Source organism: Bdellovibrio sp. GT3 (assembly GCF_037996765.1).
Classification (GTDB): domain Bacteria; phylum Bdellovibrionota; class Bdellovibrionia; order Bdellovibrionales; family Bdellovibrionaceae; genus Bdellovibrio.
The window spans coordinates 1363269-1380041 of sequence record NZ_JBBNAD010000005.1 but is presented as its reverse complement, the minus strand read 5'-3'; the positions used below and the strand labels follow the sequence as shown (position 1 = coordinate 1380041).

Annotated in this window: 17 protein-coding genes; 9 read left to right on the top strand and 8 right to left on the bottom strand. The window is 47.5% G+C overall.

Annotation, left to right across the window (positions count from 1 at the left end; all coding sequences use genetic code 11):
- Positions 1 to 2: 2 nt before the first annotated feature.
- The gene (locus AAAA73_RS14150; RefSeq protein WP_340599120.1) at positions 3 to 1121 is read right to left on the bottom strand and encodes a DegT/DnrJ/EryC1/StrS family aminotransferase; all 1119 of its coding nucleotides are present in this window, start codon (positions 1119 to 1121) and stop codon (positions 3 to 5) included.
- A 196-nt stretch (positions 1122 to 1317) separates the two neighbouring features.
- Between AAAA73_RS14150 and AAAA73_RS14145 the strand changes: the two genes are divergently transcribed.
- Complete coding sequence (locus tag AAAA73_RS14145; RefSeq protein ID WP_340599119.1) at positions 1318 to 1698, top strand: septal ring lytic transglycosylase RlpA family protein; 381 nt, start codon at positions 1318 to 1320, stop codon at positions 1696 to 1698.
- Positions 1699 to 1717: 19 nt separating this feature from the next.
- Here AAAA73_RS14145 and AAAA73_RS14140 read toward each other — a convergent pair whose 3' ends face one another.
- From AAAA73_RS14140 to AAAA73_RS14130, 3 genes are read right to left on the bottom strand one after another with little or no spacing between them, the layout of a single operon-like run.
- A complete protein-coding gene (locus tag AAAA73_RS14140; protein ID WP_340599118.1) occupies positions 1718 to 3769 on the bottom strand; it encodes a phospholipase D-like domain-containing protein in 2052 nt (683 codons plus the stop codon).
- The gene (locus tag AAAA73_RS14135; RefSeq protein ID WP_340599117.1) at positions 3766 to 4950 is read right to left on the bottom strand and encodes a hypothetical protein; all 1185 of its coding nucleotides are present in this window, start codon (positions 4948 to 4950) and stop codon (positions 3766 to 3768) included. Before AAAA73_RS14135 ends, AAAA73_RS14140 begins: the two co-directional genes overlap by 4 nt.
- Positions 4951 to 4959: 9 nt before the next feature.
- Positions 4960 to 6543 (bottom strand): YiiX/YebB-like N1pC/P60 family cysteine hydrolase, encoded by a 1584-nt coding sequence (locus AAAA73_RS14130; RefSeq protein ID WP_340599116.1) that lies wholly within the window; start codon positions 6541 to 6543, stop codon positions 4960 to 4962.
- A gap of 268 nt (positions 6544 to 6811) precedes the next feature.
- Between AAAA73_RS14130 and AAAA73_RS14125 the strand changes: the two genes are divergently transcribed.
- Positions 6812 to 8347 carry an Ig-like domain-containing protein gene (locus AAAA73_RS14125; RefSeq protein WP_340599115.1) on the top strand — a complete coding sequence of 512 codons (1536 nt, stop codon included), beginning with the start codon at positions 6812 to 6814 and terminating at the stop codon, positions 8345 to 8347.
- Between the two features lie 88 nt (positions 8348 to 8435).
- A complete protein-coding gene (locus tag AAAA73_RS14120) occupies positions 8436 to 9089 on the top strand; it encodes a thermonuclease family protein (protein WP_340599114.1) in 654 nt (217 codons plus the stop codon).
- A 57-nt stretch (positions 9090 to 9146) separates the two neighbouring features.
- Here AAAA73_RS14120 and AAAA73_RS14115 read toward each other — a convergent pair whose 3' ends face one another.
- Positions 9147 to 9824: a hypothetical protein gene (locus tag AAAA73_RS14115; protein WP_340599113.1), complete on the bottom strand. Its 678-nt coding sequence runs from the start codon at positions 9822 to 9824 to the stop codon at positions 9147 to 9149.
- Positions 9824 to 10771, bottom strand: coding sequence for a polysaccharide deacetylase family protein (locus AAAA73_RS14110; protein ID WP_340599112.1), 948 nt, complete (start codon positions 10769 to 10771; stop codon positions 9824 to 9826). The genes AAAA73_RS14115 and AAAA73_RS14110 overlap by 1 nt, the downstream gene beginning before the upstream one ends.
- Before the next feature lie 112 nt (positions 10772 to 10883).
- Here AAAA73_RS14110 and AAAA73_RS14105 point away from each other — a divergent pair, with 112 nt between their 5' ends.
- Positions 10884 to 11348 carry a hypothetical protein gene (locus AAAA73_RS14105; protein WP_340599111.1) on the top strand — a complete coding sequence of 155 codons (465 nt, stop codon included), beginning with the start codon at positions 10884 to 10886 and terminating at the stop codon, positions 11346 to 11348.
- Here AAAA73_RS14105 and AAAA73_RS14100 read toward each other — a convergent pair.
- On the bottom strand, positions 11345 to 12094 hold the full coding sequence (locus AAAA73_RS14100; protein WP_340599110.1) for a TIGR02147 family protein: 750 nt from the start codon (positions 12092 to 12094) through the stop codon (positions 11345 to 11347). The two genes, AAAA73_RS14105 and AAAA73_RS14100, sit on opposite strands and share 4 nt — an antisense overlap.
- A gap of 152 nt (positions 12095 to 12246) precedes the next feature.
- On the opposite strand from AAAA73_RS14100, the gene AAAA73_RS14095 reads away from it, so the two are divergent.
- Positions 12247 to 12627 carry a hypothetical protein gene (locus tag AAAA73_RS14095; protein WP_340599109.1) on the top strand — a complete coding sequence of 127 codons (381 nt, stop codon included), beginning with the start codon at positions 12247 to 12249 and terminating at the stop codon, positions 12625 to 12627.
- Positions 12628 to 12680: 53 nt separating this feature from the next.
- Here the strand turns inward: AAAA73_RS14095 and AAAA73_RS14090 are convergent, their stop codons facing one another.
- The gene (locus AAAA73_RS14090) at positions 12681 to 12869 is read right to left on the bottom strand and encodes a hypothetical protein (protein ID WP_340599108.1); all 189 of its coding nucleotides are present in this window, start codon (positions 12867 to 12869) and stop codon (positions 12681 to 12683) included.
- 327 nt (positions 12870 to 13196) lie between these two features.
- On the opposite strand from AAAA73_RS14090, the gene AAAA73_RS14085 reads away from it, so the two are divergent.
- From AAAA73_RS14085 to AAAA73_RS14070, 4 genes are all read left to right on the top strand, one after another.
- Positions 13197 to 14165 carry a hypothetical protein gene (locus tag AAAA73_RS14085; protein WP_340599107.1) on the top strand — a complete coding sequence of 323 codons (969 nt, stop codon included), beginning with the start codon at positions 13197 to 13199 and terminating at the stop codon, positions 14163 to 14165.
- A 121-nt stretch (positions 14166 to 14286) separates the two neighbouring features.
- A complete protein-coding gene (locus AAAA73_RS14080; RefSeq protein WP_340599106.1) occupies positions 14287 to 15333 on the top strand; it encodes an SDR family NAD(P)-dependent oxidoreductase in 1047 nt (348 codons plus the stop codon).
- A 13-nt stretch (positions 15334 to 15346) separates the two neighbouring features.
- Positions 15347 to 15955 carry a paraquat-inducible protein A gene (locus tag AAAA73_RS14075; RefSeq protein ID WP_340599105.1) on the top strand — a complete coding sequence of 203 codons (609 nt, stop codon included), beginning with the start codon at positions 15347 to 15349 and terminating at the stop codon, positions 15953 to 15955.
- Complete coding sequence (locus AAAA73_RS14070) at positions 15939 to 16766, top strand: MlaD family protein (protein ID WP_340599104.1); 828 nt, start codon at positions 15939 to 15941, stop codon at positions 16764 to 16766. Before AAAA73_RS14075 ends, AAAA73_RS14070 begins: the two co-directional genes overlap by 17 nt.
- Positions 16767 to 16773: the final 7 nt, after the last annotated feature.

Here is a 16773-nt window from a genome sequence, read left to right as displayed (position 1 = left end):
AACTAGAAGCTCTTTTTAACAACGTCCACTACGTACTGAAGTTCTTCTGGCGTGATATAAGCAAAGCATGGAAGGTTCAATACAGCTTGAGAGATGTAGTGAGCATTGCCATTATCAATTTTGCCCGCCAAGTGACCTTGAGCACCGGATTGCAGGCTCATCGCGCCTGGATAGATTGTGCCGTAACCCACGTTGGCTTTTTTCAAGTTTTCAATCAAAGCCGAACGCAAAGATGGCTCAATCATCGCCACTGCACAGTAACCATTCTCTTTTACATTCGCAGCCGCGCGAACTGGTTTTAGCGGCAAGCCTTGCAATGACTCCTCGTAAAACTTAACCGCGTTCATACGGGATTTGATACGTGCATCAATGTGTTTCAAAGACATGTTCAGGAACAAGGACTCATAGGCACCGATACGGGAATTCCAACCGATCATACCGTGAGAGTAGTGATCCGTACGACCATGATTGATCAATGTACGGCAATTCTTTGCGTAAGTATCGTTGCCAGTAAAGATAGCGCCGGCGTCACCGGAAGCGCCCAAAACTTTCGCTGGATAAAAGCTGGTAGTCGCGATTTCAGCCGTACCCACAACAGATTGACCGTCGATCTCAGTACCAAAACACTGAGCACCGTCTTCGATCAGCACTACGCCGTTTTCTTTCGCAAACTTTCTGATCTCCATTGTTTCAGGAGTCACCCAACCGTAAAGGTGAACCATGATAGCCGCTTTAGGTTTGAATTGTGTGACCGCTTGTTTGAAAGTTGCAAGGTCCCAGTGACAGAATTGTTTGTTCACGTCCACAGTCACAGGATTTGCCCCAACATTCACAACAGCTTCGAATGTCGCCCAGAAAGTCATATCCGGAACCAGAACTTTATCGTTCTTTTCAACACCCACAGCGCGAAGTGCGATTTGAATCGCATCAGTGCCGTTCGCACAACCGATAGCGTGTTTGGATTTAGTGTAAGTTGCCAAATTGGCTTCCATCTCGCCAACGATCGGACCACCAACGAATTGAGTTTTATCAAAAAGGTTGGCAACGCCTGCCAAAAATTCATCGCGGAAACCAGGTTCAAAACGGTTCAAAGTAATAAATGGAACTTGTTGAATGCTCATATGAAATCTCCTGTACCCCTATGATTTTCCTCCAAGAAATTAATTTGTGCAATCAAGGGCTGCGCGTTGTGGGGCTTCGGAACTGTAGCTTTCTTCACACGAGTGGTGCTTATAGACAACACTTGCCATCAAATTCCGAGCTATCGTCCAGTATCTTCAAGCAACTTAGCCATGGTACCGATAAGATATTATGCAAATGGCCCGACGTATTTTCATTATACTTTTAACTGTGGGATTCAGCCTTCCCAGCTGCGCCCACCCTCTGCGTGTTGGCAGCACAGCCCAGGGTAAAGCCTCATGGTATGGCGAGAGTCACAACGGCAACCGCACGGCCAGTGGTGAGACTTTTAATATGAAAGAGCTAACGGCGGCACACCGCACCCTGCCCATGGGCTCCATGATCAAAGTAACAAGCCTGACTTCGGGCAAATCAACCACAGTCAGAGTTAATGATCGCGGACCGTTCAAAAAAGGTCGCATTGTTGATGTATCAGAAGCTGCCGCCAAGGAATTGGGCATGATTCAAAAAGGTGTGGATCAGGTAAAAATAGAAGTCTTGTCCATCCCCGGCAAATAACCGGGGACGTCTTTTAGAATTATCGTTTTTCGATATCGTCTTTGGCTCTGAAAATCGCCGCACCCAGGTCATTTAATAACTTCGACTGCTCCACTGTCAGCCCCTGCCCCAGAACTTTCAACTGCAACTGCCCTTCAAAGAAAGGCCCGGTTTGCGATTTGTCATTCCATGCCGCCAGGAATTCCTGTTCAAAGCGCGAAATCTCTTTCGTATCGAAAATTTGCGCACCAAATTCACGGAAGCTGCCCTGCAAAGTATCCGGATTCAGATTGGACGATCCAATCATCATCGTTTTGCCGTCAATCGATGTGATCTTGCGATGGTTCTCCTGATGGTAAACCTGGGTTTTCCCATTCGGAAAGCGCGCCTCAGATCCCAGAGTTTTACGAGCCTTCACTTCCACCCCGTGCTCCATCAACTGCTCAAGGTAAAGCGTATTAGGCAATCCACCCATGTCGAAGTTTCCGTTGTGATCTGCCAGGATTCTGATTTTCAGTGATGGCACCTGGGACTTTCTTTTCATCAGGGCATCGTTGATGTAAGGGTCGTAAATGAACAATTGCTCCATGTAGATATTTTTTTCCGCTTTGGAAATCATATCAACCAGCATGTTGCGAACGTCTTTGATCTTTCCATCAACATTGGCTTCCGCCAATCGCACCACTTGGTTCCCCACTATCGGGTAACTTGTTCTCTTAACTTTGAACCAACTCAAAATCTTTTCACGCTGGGACAGATAGGCCTCATTGGAGAAACCTTGTTCTTTATAATAGAACCATTTTCTTTCCTGCTGATTTGTCGTCAGTGCCGCATCCACGTCATCGTAATAAGCTGCCTGCACCAAGGCCGCTGCCGGTCCCTTCACATACAAGGCATTGTCATAGTAGTAGCCACCACTGTGATCGGACCAGTTCTTGGAGCCAAAGTAAGCCTGAGGCGCATCGCCTTCGGCATCGACTACAATCACCTTACTGTGATCGATTTTGGATTCATAATAGGTATTGCGTTTTTCCAGGGCCTTGAAGGTTTCATCCGTTTTAGGAACCAGATTCGTTATACCAAATGGAATCCCCGGTGGGTGACGCTGAATATTTGCCTGCAACAGGACAACAGCCGGGCGCAATGCCGGATCCGCGGCAACACGATCCTTCAAATATTGAAAGATCGGCATCATTTCGTCTTTCATATTGTAGTTTGTGGCAAAGTCATGAAGCAAAAGGACCTTGAAATTCGGGTTTGCTTTCAACTTCAGGGACGTCTGATCCAATAAGAACTTGCTTAATGTTCCACCCATCGTTCCACCAAACAGAAAGATATCAATGAAGATACTCTGCTGACTGCTGGCAATCATGTCACGAATGCGCGCAAACATCGGGTCTTTAAAGGCGGGATGACCCTCGTCCTTTTCAGACATTGGCATTTTCATATAAGGTTTCGTGAAATCCAGTTTGCCGCCGTTAAAAATGGAGCGTTCATTGAACCAGTCAATGTGCTCGGGGGAAACCGTGTTATGACTGACCAGCTCCACCACATTCCCTGCGACAAATCCACCTGCGACCAGGCTGTACATGTCCATCTCGGGGAATCGCGTTTTCAAATTTTCCAGCAACTGTGTTGAAGCGATGCTCAGGCTCCCCGTACGGGAATAGCTGAGGGCCAAACCACGGGCCTGCTCTTGAGACTGGCGGTTCTTTTTGAGTGGATGATCCGCATAATCGCGAAGCGCCTGAATGCGGGTTTGCAACCAATATTTCAATACCTTCTGTTCATTCGCGGGTTGCGGCTTGATGAATTTCCAATACACCAGTGGCAACAGAATCTTCTCCGGGACCTGACCTTCAACCTTCTTTACGAACGAGATGGCCTGTTCCTGATCCTTCGCTGTAAGTTTTCGTATCTCGCTTAACAGCGTTTCAGGACGACGACATGCTTCTGCCGAAAACATCACGTCGTGATTCTGCTTATAGTAGTCCATGACATCGATGCGTTCTTTCAAAGAGACTTGCGTCGCCTGTGCGAAGACCGGAGAGGCCATTAACAATGCGACACCAAGTACGCCCGCCTTCATCATAGTATGCCCCCTGGGATCACTTGATTCAGCATCAGTTGCTTTTCCAATACTCCCTGACACTTGCCAAAAAATTCGCGGCGAGCCGCCGATTTGGCTTCGGACTCTTCACTCGGTCTGGGATTCTTGGCCAGAGACCGGAAAGAACTCACTTCAATTTCGCTGCGTTCGACGTCGAACTTGCGATTTTTCAAATCGTAAACCATTTTCTTCACCACGAAGTCGGTATGAGCCACCATTTTCTTTTGGCTCACGTGATAGCGCATGGTTGAAATAGACTGATACTTTTCGCTCGATTCCGGTTGCAACTCCGGACGCCCCTCTTGAGTGGCCGCGACAATTCCTGGATAGATCTCAAGAGTTTCCTCTGTTGGAATCAAATTCTTAAGATTGAAGTTCTTGTAAAGATCGACAGTATAAAACACCGGCACACCGGCACCGGATGTAACTGCACTGGAAAAGCCGTTACAATTTCCAGCACTCACTGTCGAATTTAAACGGAAGTATCGACGATATCGGATGTAGCCCTTCACACCATTCTTAGTGATTTTCGGAAGACCCAGCTTAGGCTTGGTATCCAAAATTTCCACAAAGATGCTGACCTGACCGCCTATGTAGTCTGCATCCTCAGCTTTGCCCACCAATGAGGAATTCGCATAAATCTGATTGGTGAATCCCTGCGACTCATCCAATTCCCATTTCTTACTTAGCTGTCCCAAATCGTCCAAGCGAACCAGTTGATTGCTGGACAGCTCGGGCGCAAACGTTGCGGAATACGGTTTTGGAGCGAAGTTCAGATCAAACTGCAACCCCAGGTTGACCAGCTTGTAGACTTTTAAAGTCTTGATGAAGTTTTCAACAACTTCTGTTTTGACATTTCCCAGAGCCAGCTTGGCCAGTCCCTGCTGGGGATTTTCCTCCCCCAGTGTTTCAGCAATCGCAGTCTGAATGGATTTGCGTGCATTTTCAGAAAGATACTTAGCATCGCCGTTGGTATTAAAGTCGACCGCCATGACACGACGGAATTTCTCCGTCGGTGAGTCACCTCCAAGGATCTGCCCCAGTGCCTGGGTTTCCCTCTCGGTGAAGATATTGGGTAAACTGCTTGGCTTACGAACCTCTTTATGCGAACAGTGCACTGCCAGAACGGCAGCGCACAAACTTAAGATCAACGGCTTTTTCAAAGTGAACCCCTAGATTCCCTGGAATCTTGAAAACTCAGCGTAGGATGCATCATCTGCCTTCAACAACAACTCAAGTGAATGTGGCAGATCCTTATAAACACGGCGACCGCCGTAATACATGATCACGGGATCAAACATTCTTTGATTGCCTACTGCCAACTGCGCAACGTTGTCAGGACTGATCGTATAACGCATCAAAGTGTTCGCAAGTGGCCACTTCACATCGTCGAAAACCACGTAAGCGATCTCCGAGCAAACAATGCGAGTGTGTGTATGCACGTCAAAGTTAAAGTCGTATTCTTTACCGATTTGCGCAACCGCCTGAAGGATCGCTTTTCTGCGATACTCGTCAGTAATATTTGAACGGTTATCACGAACAACCAGGAAATCGTCGATGTTCAGGAAATGATCCAACGAATTGATCTCAACTCCCGGGCGCAAGGCCTCGACAATTCTGTGGCCCGAACGAATCTTAGCCTGCACTTTGCTTGGAATTTGGTCCCAAACTCTCAGGTCCTTCAGTTGTTGCTCAGTACCCAGCCAAATCGCAACGTGCCCGTAGTGACCTGGAATCATTTTGTCGGTCAGGCGGAATGGCGTTTTTTCCATCAAAATGTCCAATGGTTTCATTTCTGCGATAAGCTTGTTCTTTTCATTCAAGGACATGTTGTACAGATAACCTTTACGAGTCTCAACCAGACCCACCATGTTACCAAAACCCATACTCACACCATAGGACACAACTCGCGCTCCGCGCTTGCCTCGGGAAGTCAGTCGATTCCACAAATTTGCAACCGCATCTTCAAAGGTGGAGCCCTCTTTATTATTCTTCACTGCCACATACCAGATACTGGATTGAATCATGCCGTAAAGGTTGGCTTCTTCAGGACTGGTTGCAACGCCTTGAGCACGACGCCACGCCATCACGCCATCAACGAACTCAATTGCAGTACGGATCTGATCACGACGCTCACGATTTGTATAACTGTCAGCAACCTGCTGCAGGGCTTTCTTCTGCTGGACGTCGTAATTCAACACATAGCGAATGGAATCAATATTATTGTATGGCTGGATTGCGACCAGGAAGTTGTCCATCAGGATCAGCGCAGATGCCAATGCCATTTGAGTTTTGAAGATTTCTTTTTCACCTTGAGGGTCTTTAGGGTCAATGCTCAGAATTTGGTATTTCTCCCAAACATCCTTTGGACGAACACGTTCTTTTACTTCGTTCTTCGTGCCCAGGTAAGGAGTCAGTTTGACTTGATTTGGGCTGGCGAAATTAGAAGCCACTGGAAGAGTATAATCCAAAAGCTTTTTGCGAGTCACAAGGTAGTCCGCACCCATTTGGCGCACCCACTCCCCTTCGGAGCGGCTAAAGCTCACATCACTGCGTTCATTCATTTTTTTCTCTTGAGCAAACTGCAAAGCTTTTGCCCGGAAAGTCAGAGCCTCTGCGAACAAAGCTTGATAGTCATAATATTGAGGATCCACATAGCTTGCCGCTGCTGGCACCCTCTCCGTTACTTCCTGTTGAGACTTACAAGCTGCAAATGCCAATGGCACGAGACACAGTGATACCAGACTAAAACGCATGTTTTTCCCCCATGGACTCATTTTTCATTGTGTTCCTTAATATTAATAGCTTTGAAAATGTTCAGACACACAAAACTGTTGGAAGGACCAGACTATTGTAAACCTCACAGTTTCCCCGCTCTCGCCCTAAGCCTAGAAATGATCACCTGACAGACACTGTCTAAAATTCTGAACGCCAGCACCTGCCTGATCGATTTAACATGGTAACAAAATTGCATTTAGATTCAGTGACTCCGTTGTAGTACGTGGGGTTGGGGGAATACATCGTATGAAAATGAGACTGCTTGGATTCATCTTGGCTGGTAGTGCCCTGATCGTTACGTTTCAAAACTGCGCGCCTCAAGCTCACTTTGCAAGCCTGGCAAGTAAAACGATCTCTGCAGGTGGAGAACCCAAATCCATTCCTGACTTGTTGATCGAAACCAAAATGAATACCGCCATCGAGTTTCAGGCGGATAAAACCTCGGCACCAGTGGCCGATAAAATCACCTTTTTGACCATCAACTCCGGGGCGGCCCTAAACGGCAAGATCGAGATCATTGACGCCGCCACTTATAATTTCAAATACACGCCCAACTATGGCTTCCGCGGAACTGACAACATCCTGGTGACGGTCACCGACAAAGAGGGTGTGGCAATTCAATTCAAAATCAAAGCGAGTGTCGGTAATGCATTCCAGACATTCAAGCCGGCCCTGGCAATTCGCGGAATGGGCTGCATCCAATGTCATGCACAGGTGGCTTCAAACATCATCACTGATTTTGGTTACGGCTCCAGCTACTTCATGGCTCAGGGCTCACCTTCTAATATCACTTGGACCAGTGGCTCCGTTTACGGCGACCACGGCAAAAACTTTTATACCGTGGCCATGCCAGCGGATAAATCCATTATCGTTCCACAGGCACCTCTGCCTTCCGCGATCGCAACTCAAGCTGGCGCCGGCACCTTGGCAGCTTACTTAAAGTCACAACTTGCGAACTCCGCCTATGCAACCTCCAAGGGCGCACAGGTTCTTGAAAAGAAAAGCGTGTACATCGGTGCGCCGACCGATGCGAACATTTCCAGTGCATTTCAGCTAACGGCCACTGAACGCTTTAAATATTTTAAGGATGCTGACACATCCGTGGCTTTGTCGGGTCTTAAAGACGAAGGAGACTTCTTTCAAAACAGCGGCACACTTAATTGTGAGGGCGACGTTGCAGTTCGTGGTCCTCTGCTATTGGAAAATCTGACTTTGAACTCTAAAACTGGCTGCCGACTGTATGTGATGGGCTCAGTGTTCATCTATGGCGCAATCAATTACGCCAACACTGATTCCTCCCGCAATCTGCAAATCACCAGCAGCAAGTCCATCAGCTTGGGCTTGGGTACCGTTAAAAAGAACGGCAACTTCTGTAATACGACTGACAACTATGCGACGAACACTGCGGGTTACGGCACTTCTTCACTGGTGAACCGTTACTCTTCGTTCTGGACGGTGCCGGGTAACTTTATCAGAGCCTCTGCAAATCCCAAGGCTTTCGGTGACACAGTCCTTGCGGAAGCGGCTTTGATCGAAGCTAAAAAGGGCGCCTTGTACGATGCTGCCTGCCGCACGGAAGGTCGCAACGTCTCCTTCGAAAGAATCCTTCTGAATGCGCCTTTGATTCACAGTCGCTACGAAGGCAATGTTTCTGGAACTGTTATTGCCGAGGTCTCCATCATGAGTTTGAACAAGTTCAAATTCTCATATGATGAAGTCTTTAATACAGTGCCTGTCTTCCCGTTCCTGGATCGCTCGGTCTACCTCGATATCGTCGAATAGAGCTGTCCATTAATCATACGGTCCAGCAATTTTTTCCAAGGGAGGAGTTCACATAGGCTCCTCTGCCGGGAATTGATAAAAGGACCCCATGAAGTCATTTAATCTGCTTTTATCGCTCCTGCTTTCCCTGCCCCTTTTAGGTCATGCCTACACTATTCAAGGCACTGTCACTAATGTTCACGACGGTGACACACTCAACGTGCAATCCGGTTCACAGAAGTACAAAGTTCGCTTCCTGGGGGTTGATACTCCGGAAGTGGATTACTTTGGAAACACTCAGGGTGAGTCCGCCTACGTGGCGCGTGACTTCGTTGCGGGGCTTGTGCCTCCAGGCAGTCAGATCACTGTGGTTTACGACGATAACGGCCATGACAAGCACAACCGCATCTTGGGCCGGGTCTTTTACAATAACGTCGAGATCAATCTGGAGATTCTAAAAGAAGGCTGGGGATACCTGTACTTTATCTATCCGTTTGATAAGGGCCTGATCGCCGCCTATAGCAGCGCCAGCCAGTATGCAGTTGAAAACCAAAGAGGTCTGTTTGGCCCACGCTATTCGAATGTCTCTGCCCCTTATGATTTCCGTATGGATTCCCGCAATTTTACGGGAACAAATTTTGTGGGTGATATCGAAACCAAGATGCTTTACTTCCCGGAGGACTCTTACAAAGTTCCGGTTTATAGACGAGCTTTCTTTTCAGATAGAAATCTGGCGATACACCTGGGTTACAGATTCTTCTAAATAAAAAAAGCCATCCGATGAGGATGGCTTTTTTTATTTCTACATTCTTTTATTGAACTACTCTACGGGGCCGATCGTTTCTTTGATTTTGATCGTCTTTTTGATTTTGGCATCCGAGGATAGTGACAGATCCTCAGCCGTATATGTCTTTTTCGCCTTTCCTGACTTTAAATCCAAAGCCGCCCATTTGAACATAGAGCCACCTTTAAGCGCGAAGCTGACGGGCCCTGCTGACGACTCCTGAATTGGCAACGTCGCCTTTACAGCGGTCTTGGACTTGAAATCCAGGGCCATCTTGACTGGGCCCACCAAGGTGCCTTCTTTGTTTTCGTCTGCGCACTGCACACGCAATTCAGATTTTTCGATTTCAATTTGATCAAAAGACAGACAGTTTAACTCCCCCGCCGCCATCCAGATTTTCGAACCCCTGACGTACTCATGAACCTTTGGCTTTTTACCATCACCCGCAGTCCACTGGGACAGAACCACGACATATTCAGGTAATGAGATCACCGCCATAATATCTTCAGAGACCAGATCATTGGGGAAACCCAAGCTCTCTTTTTTACCCGTCTTCGCATCCACTTCCATAAATACCCGGCGCGCTGGATCTGTGATATCAACAGCCACCACGACTTTACCATTATGAATATTGGAAGCGGACTGAATTACCGCCGTGGCCTGAGCCTGAAGACCTGCAAGTAAAATAAGAAGACCCGAAAGCAGACTTTTCATTATTGAACCCCATTCTTTGTGCGTGAATCTGTACTGCCAGTATGACATTTTGTACCGGCCCTATCAAGATGGCCCCCTCTATAGACACAATCCTGACCGCCACCCAGTCGTTCCGCAACTGAGGCAAGAGGCCGCGTGGAGTCGTTTTCGGAGTATTTGATAATCTCTGCCTCAGAAACCAGTTTATGACCCGAAAGATGAATGGATTCGATTAGAGCTGGCAAATTGTCAGCAGTCCATTGATGCACATCGTGCATCAGAACAACACCACCATGCCTTTCACAAATCTGTTCCAGGGCTGAGACAGGCAGCGCTTTACGTTTGATTTTACTCCAGTCATTCGTATCGACATCCCAATGCAGGGGATAATAACCTGCACGCTTGATGGCCACCATCGCACCATTTGCCAGGTCCTGATTGGCCTTCACAGAATCAAAAATCCATGAGCTTCCATATGGAAATCGAAATGGCATCGGCTTTGGCAAATTCAACTTGTCCATCTCAGTGAAAGCTTTATTCAGATTCCCCAGCATTTTTTGACGAGACGTCGTTTCTGCATTGGCATGTTCAATATGTTCAAATGAATGGGATCCGATGGTGTGCCCTTCATTTCTGGCTCTTTCAATCAAAGCCTTACGAGCGGCAATCTCCTGGGGCTTTCCTTCAACCAACTTGTCAGCAGATATAAAGAAAGTTGCTTTGATACCATTGCGTTTCAGCACATCAAGGATTTGCGGTGTATGTTCCAAATCCGGCCCATCATCAAAAGTCAGATGCACAGGATAGGATTTACTTCCTTTGCAAACTTTCCTTTCAACTTTCATTTTATCATCTGCAATTTTATCCGGCGGCCCTTTGGCAACCAGATCAGATATTACGTCTTGAGCACGTGTAACTTCACACGCAAAAACCAAACCGACAAAAGCCCACACAATTTTTGATTTCATATCCTTCAATTACATCACTTACCCCGCCATCCACCAAATATGTTTTCTCGGCACTGGACTGAAATGTCGTAAATGGGAGCTATAAGATGACTGCTATTCCAAAGGAGATTTTATGTTCAATAAAGCTGTTCTGGGTTGCGTGGGTCTATTGCTTATCACTGAAACTGTGTCCGCGGCCTGTGGGGACATGTTACCTAAAACTTTCAAAGGTGATGATGCAGTTACTTTGGCATATATACTAAAAAACTCACCCATCGCTAAAAAAACTTTTAGCGGGGGTGATACCACTTGGACCATCACAGAACTTAAATGCACACAAACCAACCGCGCCGTTCAGCCAGACTTAATGCCAGCATACGAATGTAAGCCGCCTGCGGCCGTGGGACCCGTAACGGCCATGGCTTTGTTTGAAACTCTGGACGAAATGGACGTGATGCAAGATGCGACGACCGGGCATGTAAATCAATCCGCCAAGGACATCTCGTGCACGATAAATAAAAATGGCAACGGTGGAATCGCCAACAATCCGACCTGCACCATGACGGCTGCATGGGAAGATGACTGCGGCAGCGACTAATTTTTTTTGTTGTGTGGAAGCTCTGGATTTGTTTCCGCGCTCTGTTCATTAAGCATTGAAAAGAGCGAGTTCTGGAAACAAACCAGCGTATTCGCATCTTCGCAGTCGAATTCTGCAATAAACTCTTTTTGGAATGCGCGAAGCTTATCAATAGCTTCCTGCATTCGTTCAGACTTCATACGCATGAATGTTGCCGAGTATTGGCGTTGGGATTTTGGCACCACATCGTACGAACGCTCCAGAATTTTGACAATTTCCTGGTGCATGGCTTTGGGATCCGGTGATTCTGGAGTTCTGGACTCCAGGGCAATCACTTCATCACTGTTCAGCCCAAGGATAGGCGAAAGCAGTTTCGCCAAGGCCTCACGGCTTTCAATGTTTTGCAGCTTATTGCCTTCATTCAGAACGAAGCGTGCAATGGCGTGATTCTTCTCCCCTTGAAGCTGATTCAATACCATGATGCGAAGATGATTGCTATCAATGGACTTTTCGTACTTCACCAGGTTCGAAAAATGGGATTTCTCGCCTTCATTGAAATCAAAATATTCTGAGATGGATTCCGCAAGTTTATCGCCGATATGGCGCTTGCGATTCAGGATCATCGACAAAGCTGACGGATGCGAAAGACCCAACTGACGGGTCCACACAGTCAGACTCCAACCTACTTTATTCTGGCTCTTCCAAGCGTTGTAGTCCGCCAGAAACTGCCTGTAGTCTTTGTATTTAAGGATTTCAGCCTTTGTCATATGGGCCTAATATATACCTTAAAAAACGAGGACTTCGGCAATTTTGCGGGATTTTCACAAACCTTGTGAAAGGTTTTCAGCAAGCGTCTCTTGTTTGGTCAGAACATATATGTCAAAACTATGGCTTCCAATAACACCCTAAGGGGGCTCAGATGAAACTGTTCCTGTCTATATTGCTTATGGCACCCATTTTCGCCTCAGCTGCGACTGAAATCATTTATAATCGATCTGCCAACCCTTATATCCCTCAGCAGGGTGAAATCGTTCGCGAGAAAGTTTGCATCGAACAGGACACGAACTCCCTTAAAGTTCAGGCACCAGAACAAGAAATTGCTGTGCCTATGGTTGCAGACAAAGCCATTTGCGTTCAATGGAATCGCAATGACTCCACCCGCCCGGTTTGCTCCAAATCAGTCATCCGCAGTGTGAAATTGGATGATACTTACACGCAGTACACTTACGACGTATGGGACCACCGCAAAGAACGTCCGATTACGGTTCAGAATAAACGCCTGGAAAACTGCAATAGATAATAAAAATTCATTTTAAATCGAAGGGCCCCGATAATATCGGAGCCCTTTTTTATTTAGTGCTTCTTGGTTTTCGACCGCGACTTCTTTTTACCAGAGCCGCTCTCGGCTCGCTTTTTATTTACCGTGGCCCAGGCTATCTCCTCAGAGCGCTTGGCTGATTTTCCGGACGCTTTCTCGCTATCCATAATATGTTTGGCCATACGGTCTTCTTTCGCAGTATGTGGACTTGTAGATCTTGGCATTTATCCCCTCCGTTGAATCGATTCCGCCACAGCATGGGGAAATAACGAAGGCAAAACTCCGTGATTATCAGCAGTATCGTCCCCTATTGAGAATTTATTTTCTATCCAGTTTCTCGGATTCACGCGCGCCCTGCACGGAATGTGGATAGAAAGTGAAAAAGGAAAAAACAGAAACTCCACGATTCACTTCAAATGTGAACAATCCCGCCAAAAACAATTCTGCTTTTCGTCACGGCTTTTTACAGGACCTTTTTGTCGAGGTTCTGCCCATTTTTATTTTTCATGAATCGAACTATTCTGTTTCTGGACCAAATAACCGGAGGACCCATGAGATTAATCACTTCACTGTTGGCGCTGACTCTTACGACAAGTTTGATTGGCTGCGGCAGTAACTTTGAAACTTTAGAACGTTCCTCTGCCGATAGTTCGTCACAAGGTGCCCAAAGCACCCCCACTGTATCAACTCCCAAAGTCGCTTCACAATCCATGGTCAGCGATCTGCAGGAACAACTGAAAGTGCAAGCTGCTGGTAAACTGTCAGCAACACAAATTGCAGCAATTATAGCAAGTGCGCAGACTGCACTTGAATCAGCAAATCTTGGAAACAGCAACAACCTTTCTGCAATCATTCCTGTGCTTATTCAAGGCGCGACCACTGGTGTCGGCACTTTGAATATTTCAGATCTGGTTAACAAATCCAATATTCTGGGTTTGATTGGCGACAGTACACTGAACTCACTGGTGAATCTTTCTGAAGACGAGGTTTCAACGGCCTTGATTCAAAAGGTGACTTCAGCGTTGTTCTCTAATTTAAAATTGGCAGGCATCGGCTCCAGCAGCCAAGCCACTGCAGCAAACACAATTATCCAAGCTATCCTTGGTAAACTAAGTGGTAAGGATTTTGATGTAAGCAGCTTGGCGACTGTGGTCGAAAGCCTTGCTAAAGGTTCCGTGCTGGGTCTTGGTAACCTGGGCAACTCCTCATCTGTTTTGCAAACCATTCTTGGCAGCTTGGGTTCTGGATCCCTGCCCGGCTTGGATCAATTGATTGCTAAACTTGGAGTTTCCAACAATGCTTCCACGACTCTACAGAATCTGATTGCCGCATTCACATCCGGCTCTAACTCTGGTTTGAGTTCTATCGTCGGCAGTGGCTCCGGTTCATCAGCACTGAAACAAACTTTACTAACTGCTCTAATGGGTGGGATTAAAATTGCGGGAGCCTCGTCCCCTGCTGCCAGTGTGGTGACGACAATCGTCGGTTCACTGTTGGGCAACCTTCTTTCCAAACTCTAAGACTTCATTCTTCTGAAATTTATCGATGAGCAAATTCCCGCCTTTAAGCGGGAATTTGCTTTCCTGCACTGGATCTGTGCACCTCGCCTGCGTCTTCTAGAATAGGGTCAAAGAGGTGCCTATGAGTTCTGTCACCAGATCACTCTTAAAAAATCTTTCATGGAGTTTACTGGGTGGATTCGCCTACTCGGTTTTGCGAGACCAATTCCGCTATCGCCCTATCAAAAGATCAGTGGCTGCAATAACCGGAGGATCTCGGGGGCTGGGTTTGGTTTTGGCCAAGGAGTTCGCCCGACAGGGAGCTTCAGTGGCACTGCTGGCCCGAGACAATGAGGAGCTGGCCCGCGCTAAAAAAATGATAGAGCTTGCCGCTCCGGGCGCCGAGGTGCTGACCCTGGAGTGCGACTGCACCAAACCCCATGATGTAAATCAGGCGGTGTCCTCCATAATTCGCTACTTCGGTAAAATCGATATCGTCGTAAACAATGCCGGAATCATTTCCACCAGTCCGATTCAGAATACCACCAAAAAGGATTTTGAGGACTCCCTGGACATTCATTTTTGGGCACCCTACTACATGAACAGGGCCTGTCTTCCGCATCTGCAAAAAGGCTCACGAATTGTGAACATCTCCTCTATCGGCGGCTTGGTTCCCGTCCCCCACCACGCGGCCTACTGCACCGGCAAATTTGCCTTGCGCGGATATTCTGAAAGTCTGCGACTGGAACTCATGCCCCTGGGAATTTACGTCACCACAGTTTGCCCAGGATTGATGCGTACCGGTTCCGCCCGCAACGCCAGAGTAAAAGGGCAATTCAAAAAAGAGCATGCCTGGTTCTCGTTGATGGCATCCGCACCCCTTATTTCAATGAATGCAGATCGAGCCGCCCGAAAAATAATCTCGGCGATAAAAACCGGCAAAGCAGAAACTACCGTTTCCACACCCTCCCGGATCCTGTCACTTTTGCATGCTCACTTTCCGGGAATCTACGCGGACTTTGGATCCGTGGCCAACTGGCTGCTACCAAATCCCACCGAAGATCTGCGCACGACATTAGAAGGCAAAGATGCGGAATCAGTCGTATCCCGCTCTTTCCTGACCGCATTGGGACAGCAGGCCGCTGAACGTAACAACGAGATTCCGCCGGAAACTGATCAAATGCATTGATTGGAGATTCAGCATGGCAGAAAGCGACGCCATAGATCGATGCAAAATTTGCGGAGAAGTTCTTCCCGTCGAAGACTCATCTCTCTATGTCACCTGTGAAACTTGCGGCACTCTGAACCACTTGGGATTTCGCGCCGGCCGCGAGCTGAGTCTGGCCTGTTCTGCCGCAGCCCTGGTCCTGTATATTCCCGCAAATCTTCTGCCATTCATGTCCCTGGAAATTTACGGCAACAAATCCACCTCCACTATTTGGGAGGGAATCGTGACGCTCAGTCGCGCTGGCTCCTGGGGTATTGCCCTCATCGTCTTTCTGGCCAGCATTCTGATCCCCTTGGCGAAACTGATCATATTGTTTTACCTGGGTTTATCCACTGGCAAATCGGATCAAAAGAAATTCAGAACTCGCTTATACAATATCGTGGAAACCATCGGACGGTGGTCGATGCTGGATATTTTTCTGCTCGCTGTTCTGGTTGCCATCATGAAGCTCGGCCCCTGGGCTAATGCGAAACCTGAATCAGGAGCCTGGATCTTTGCCCTTGTCGTGATTTTCACAATGCTCTCTTCAGCGGCTTTTGATCCCACCACAATATGGAAAAAATCCTATGATGAAAAACATTAGTTCGACCTGGTACTTTTGGGTATTTCCCCTGTTCGCGGTCCTGATCTCAGGATATCTGCTTTATGACTACTTTGAACAGCGGGGTCCCGAAGTAAAAATCCGATTTGAAGAGGGCTCACGCATCACACCTGGAAAAACCGAAGTCCGTTTTCGTGGCGTTCGCGTTGGCATCGTCAACGACATTCGCATAACCGATGATAAGAAAGCCGTCGAAGTTTTTGCCCGTCTGGAGAAACATGCCGCCGAGTTTGCGAACGAAGGAACCAAGTACTGGCTGGAAACACCCCGAGTGAGCTTTGAGGAGATTCGTGGATTGGATACTCTGGTCGAAGGCAGCTATATCTCTGCAGTTCCCGGCGACGGACCCAAGGCAGAAAACTTTCAAGGACGTATCGGCACTGATTTAAAAAATCCCCTGGAAGAAACTGCCCTGTTCAAACTCGAAACTCAGCGCCTGGATTCCGTCAGTGACGGCGACACCTTGTTTTATCGCGGCATGGACGTCGGCACCGTGACCAAGGTTTCCCTTTCAAAAACGGGACAAACTATCAACGTGCAAATACGAGTACCTTGGGAATACGCGCGACTGGTACGAACGAATACGGTGTTTTGGAGAAAAGCCGGATTCCAAGCAAAGCTTGGACTGTTCAACTCATTTGTAAAAATGAATTCCGTTGATGCCTTGTTAAGAGGGGGGATTGAATTCGCAACACCAACCAATGCGGGAGCCAAAGCCAAGGCCGGAACCACATTCATTTTACTGGGCGAAGCTCCCAAAGAGACCGAAAAATGGAATCCGGTGTTGGACTAGTGAGCAC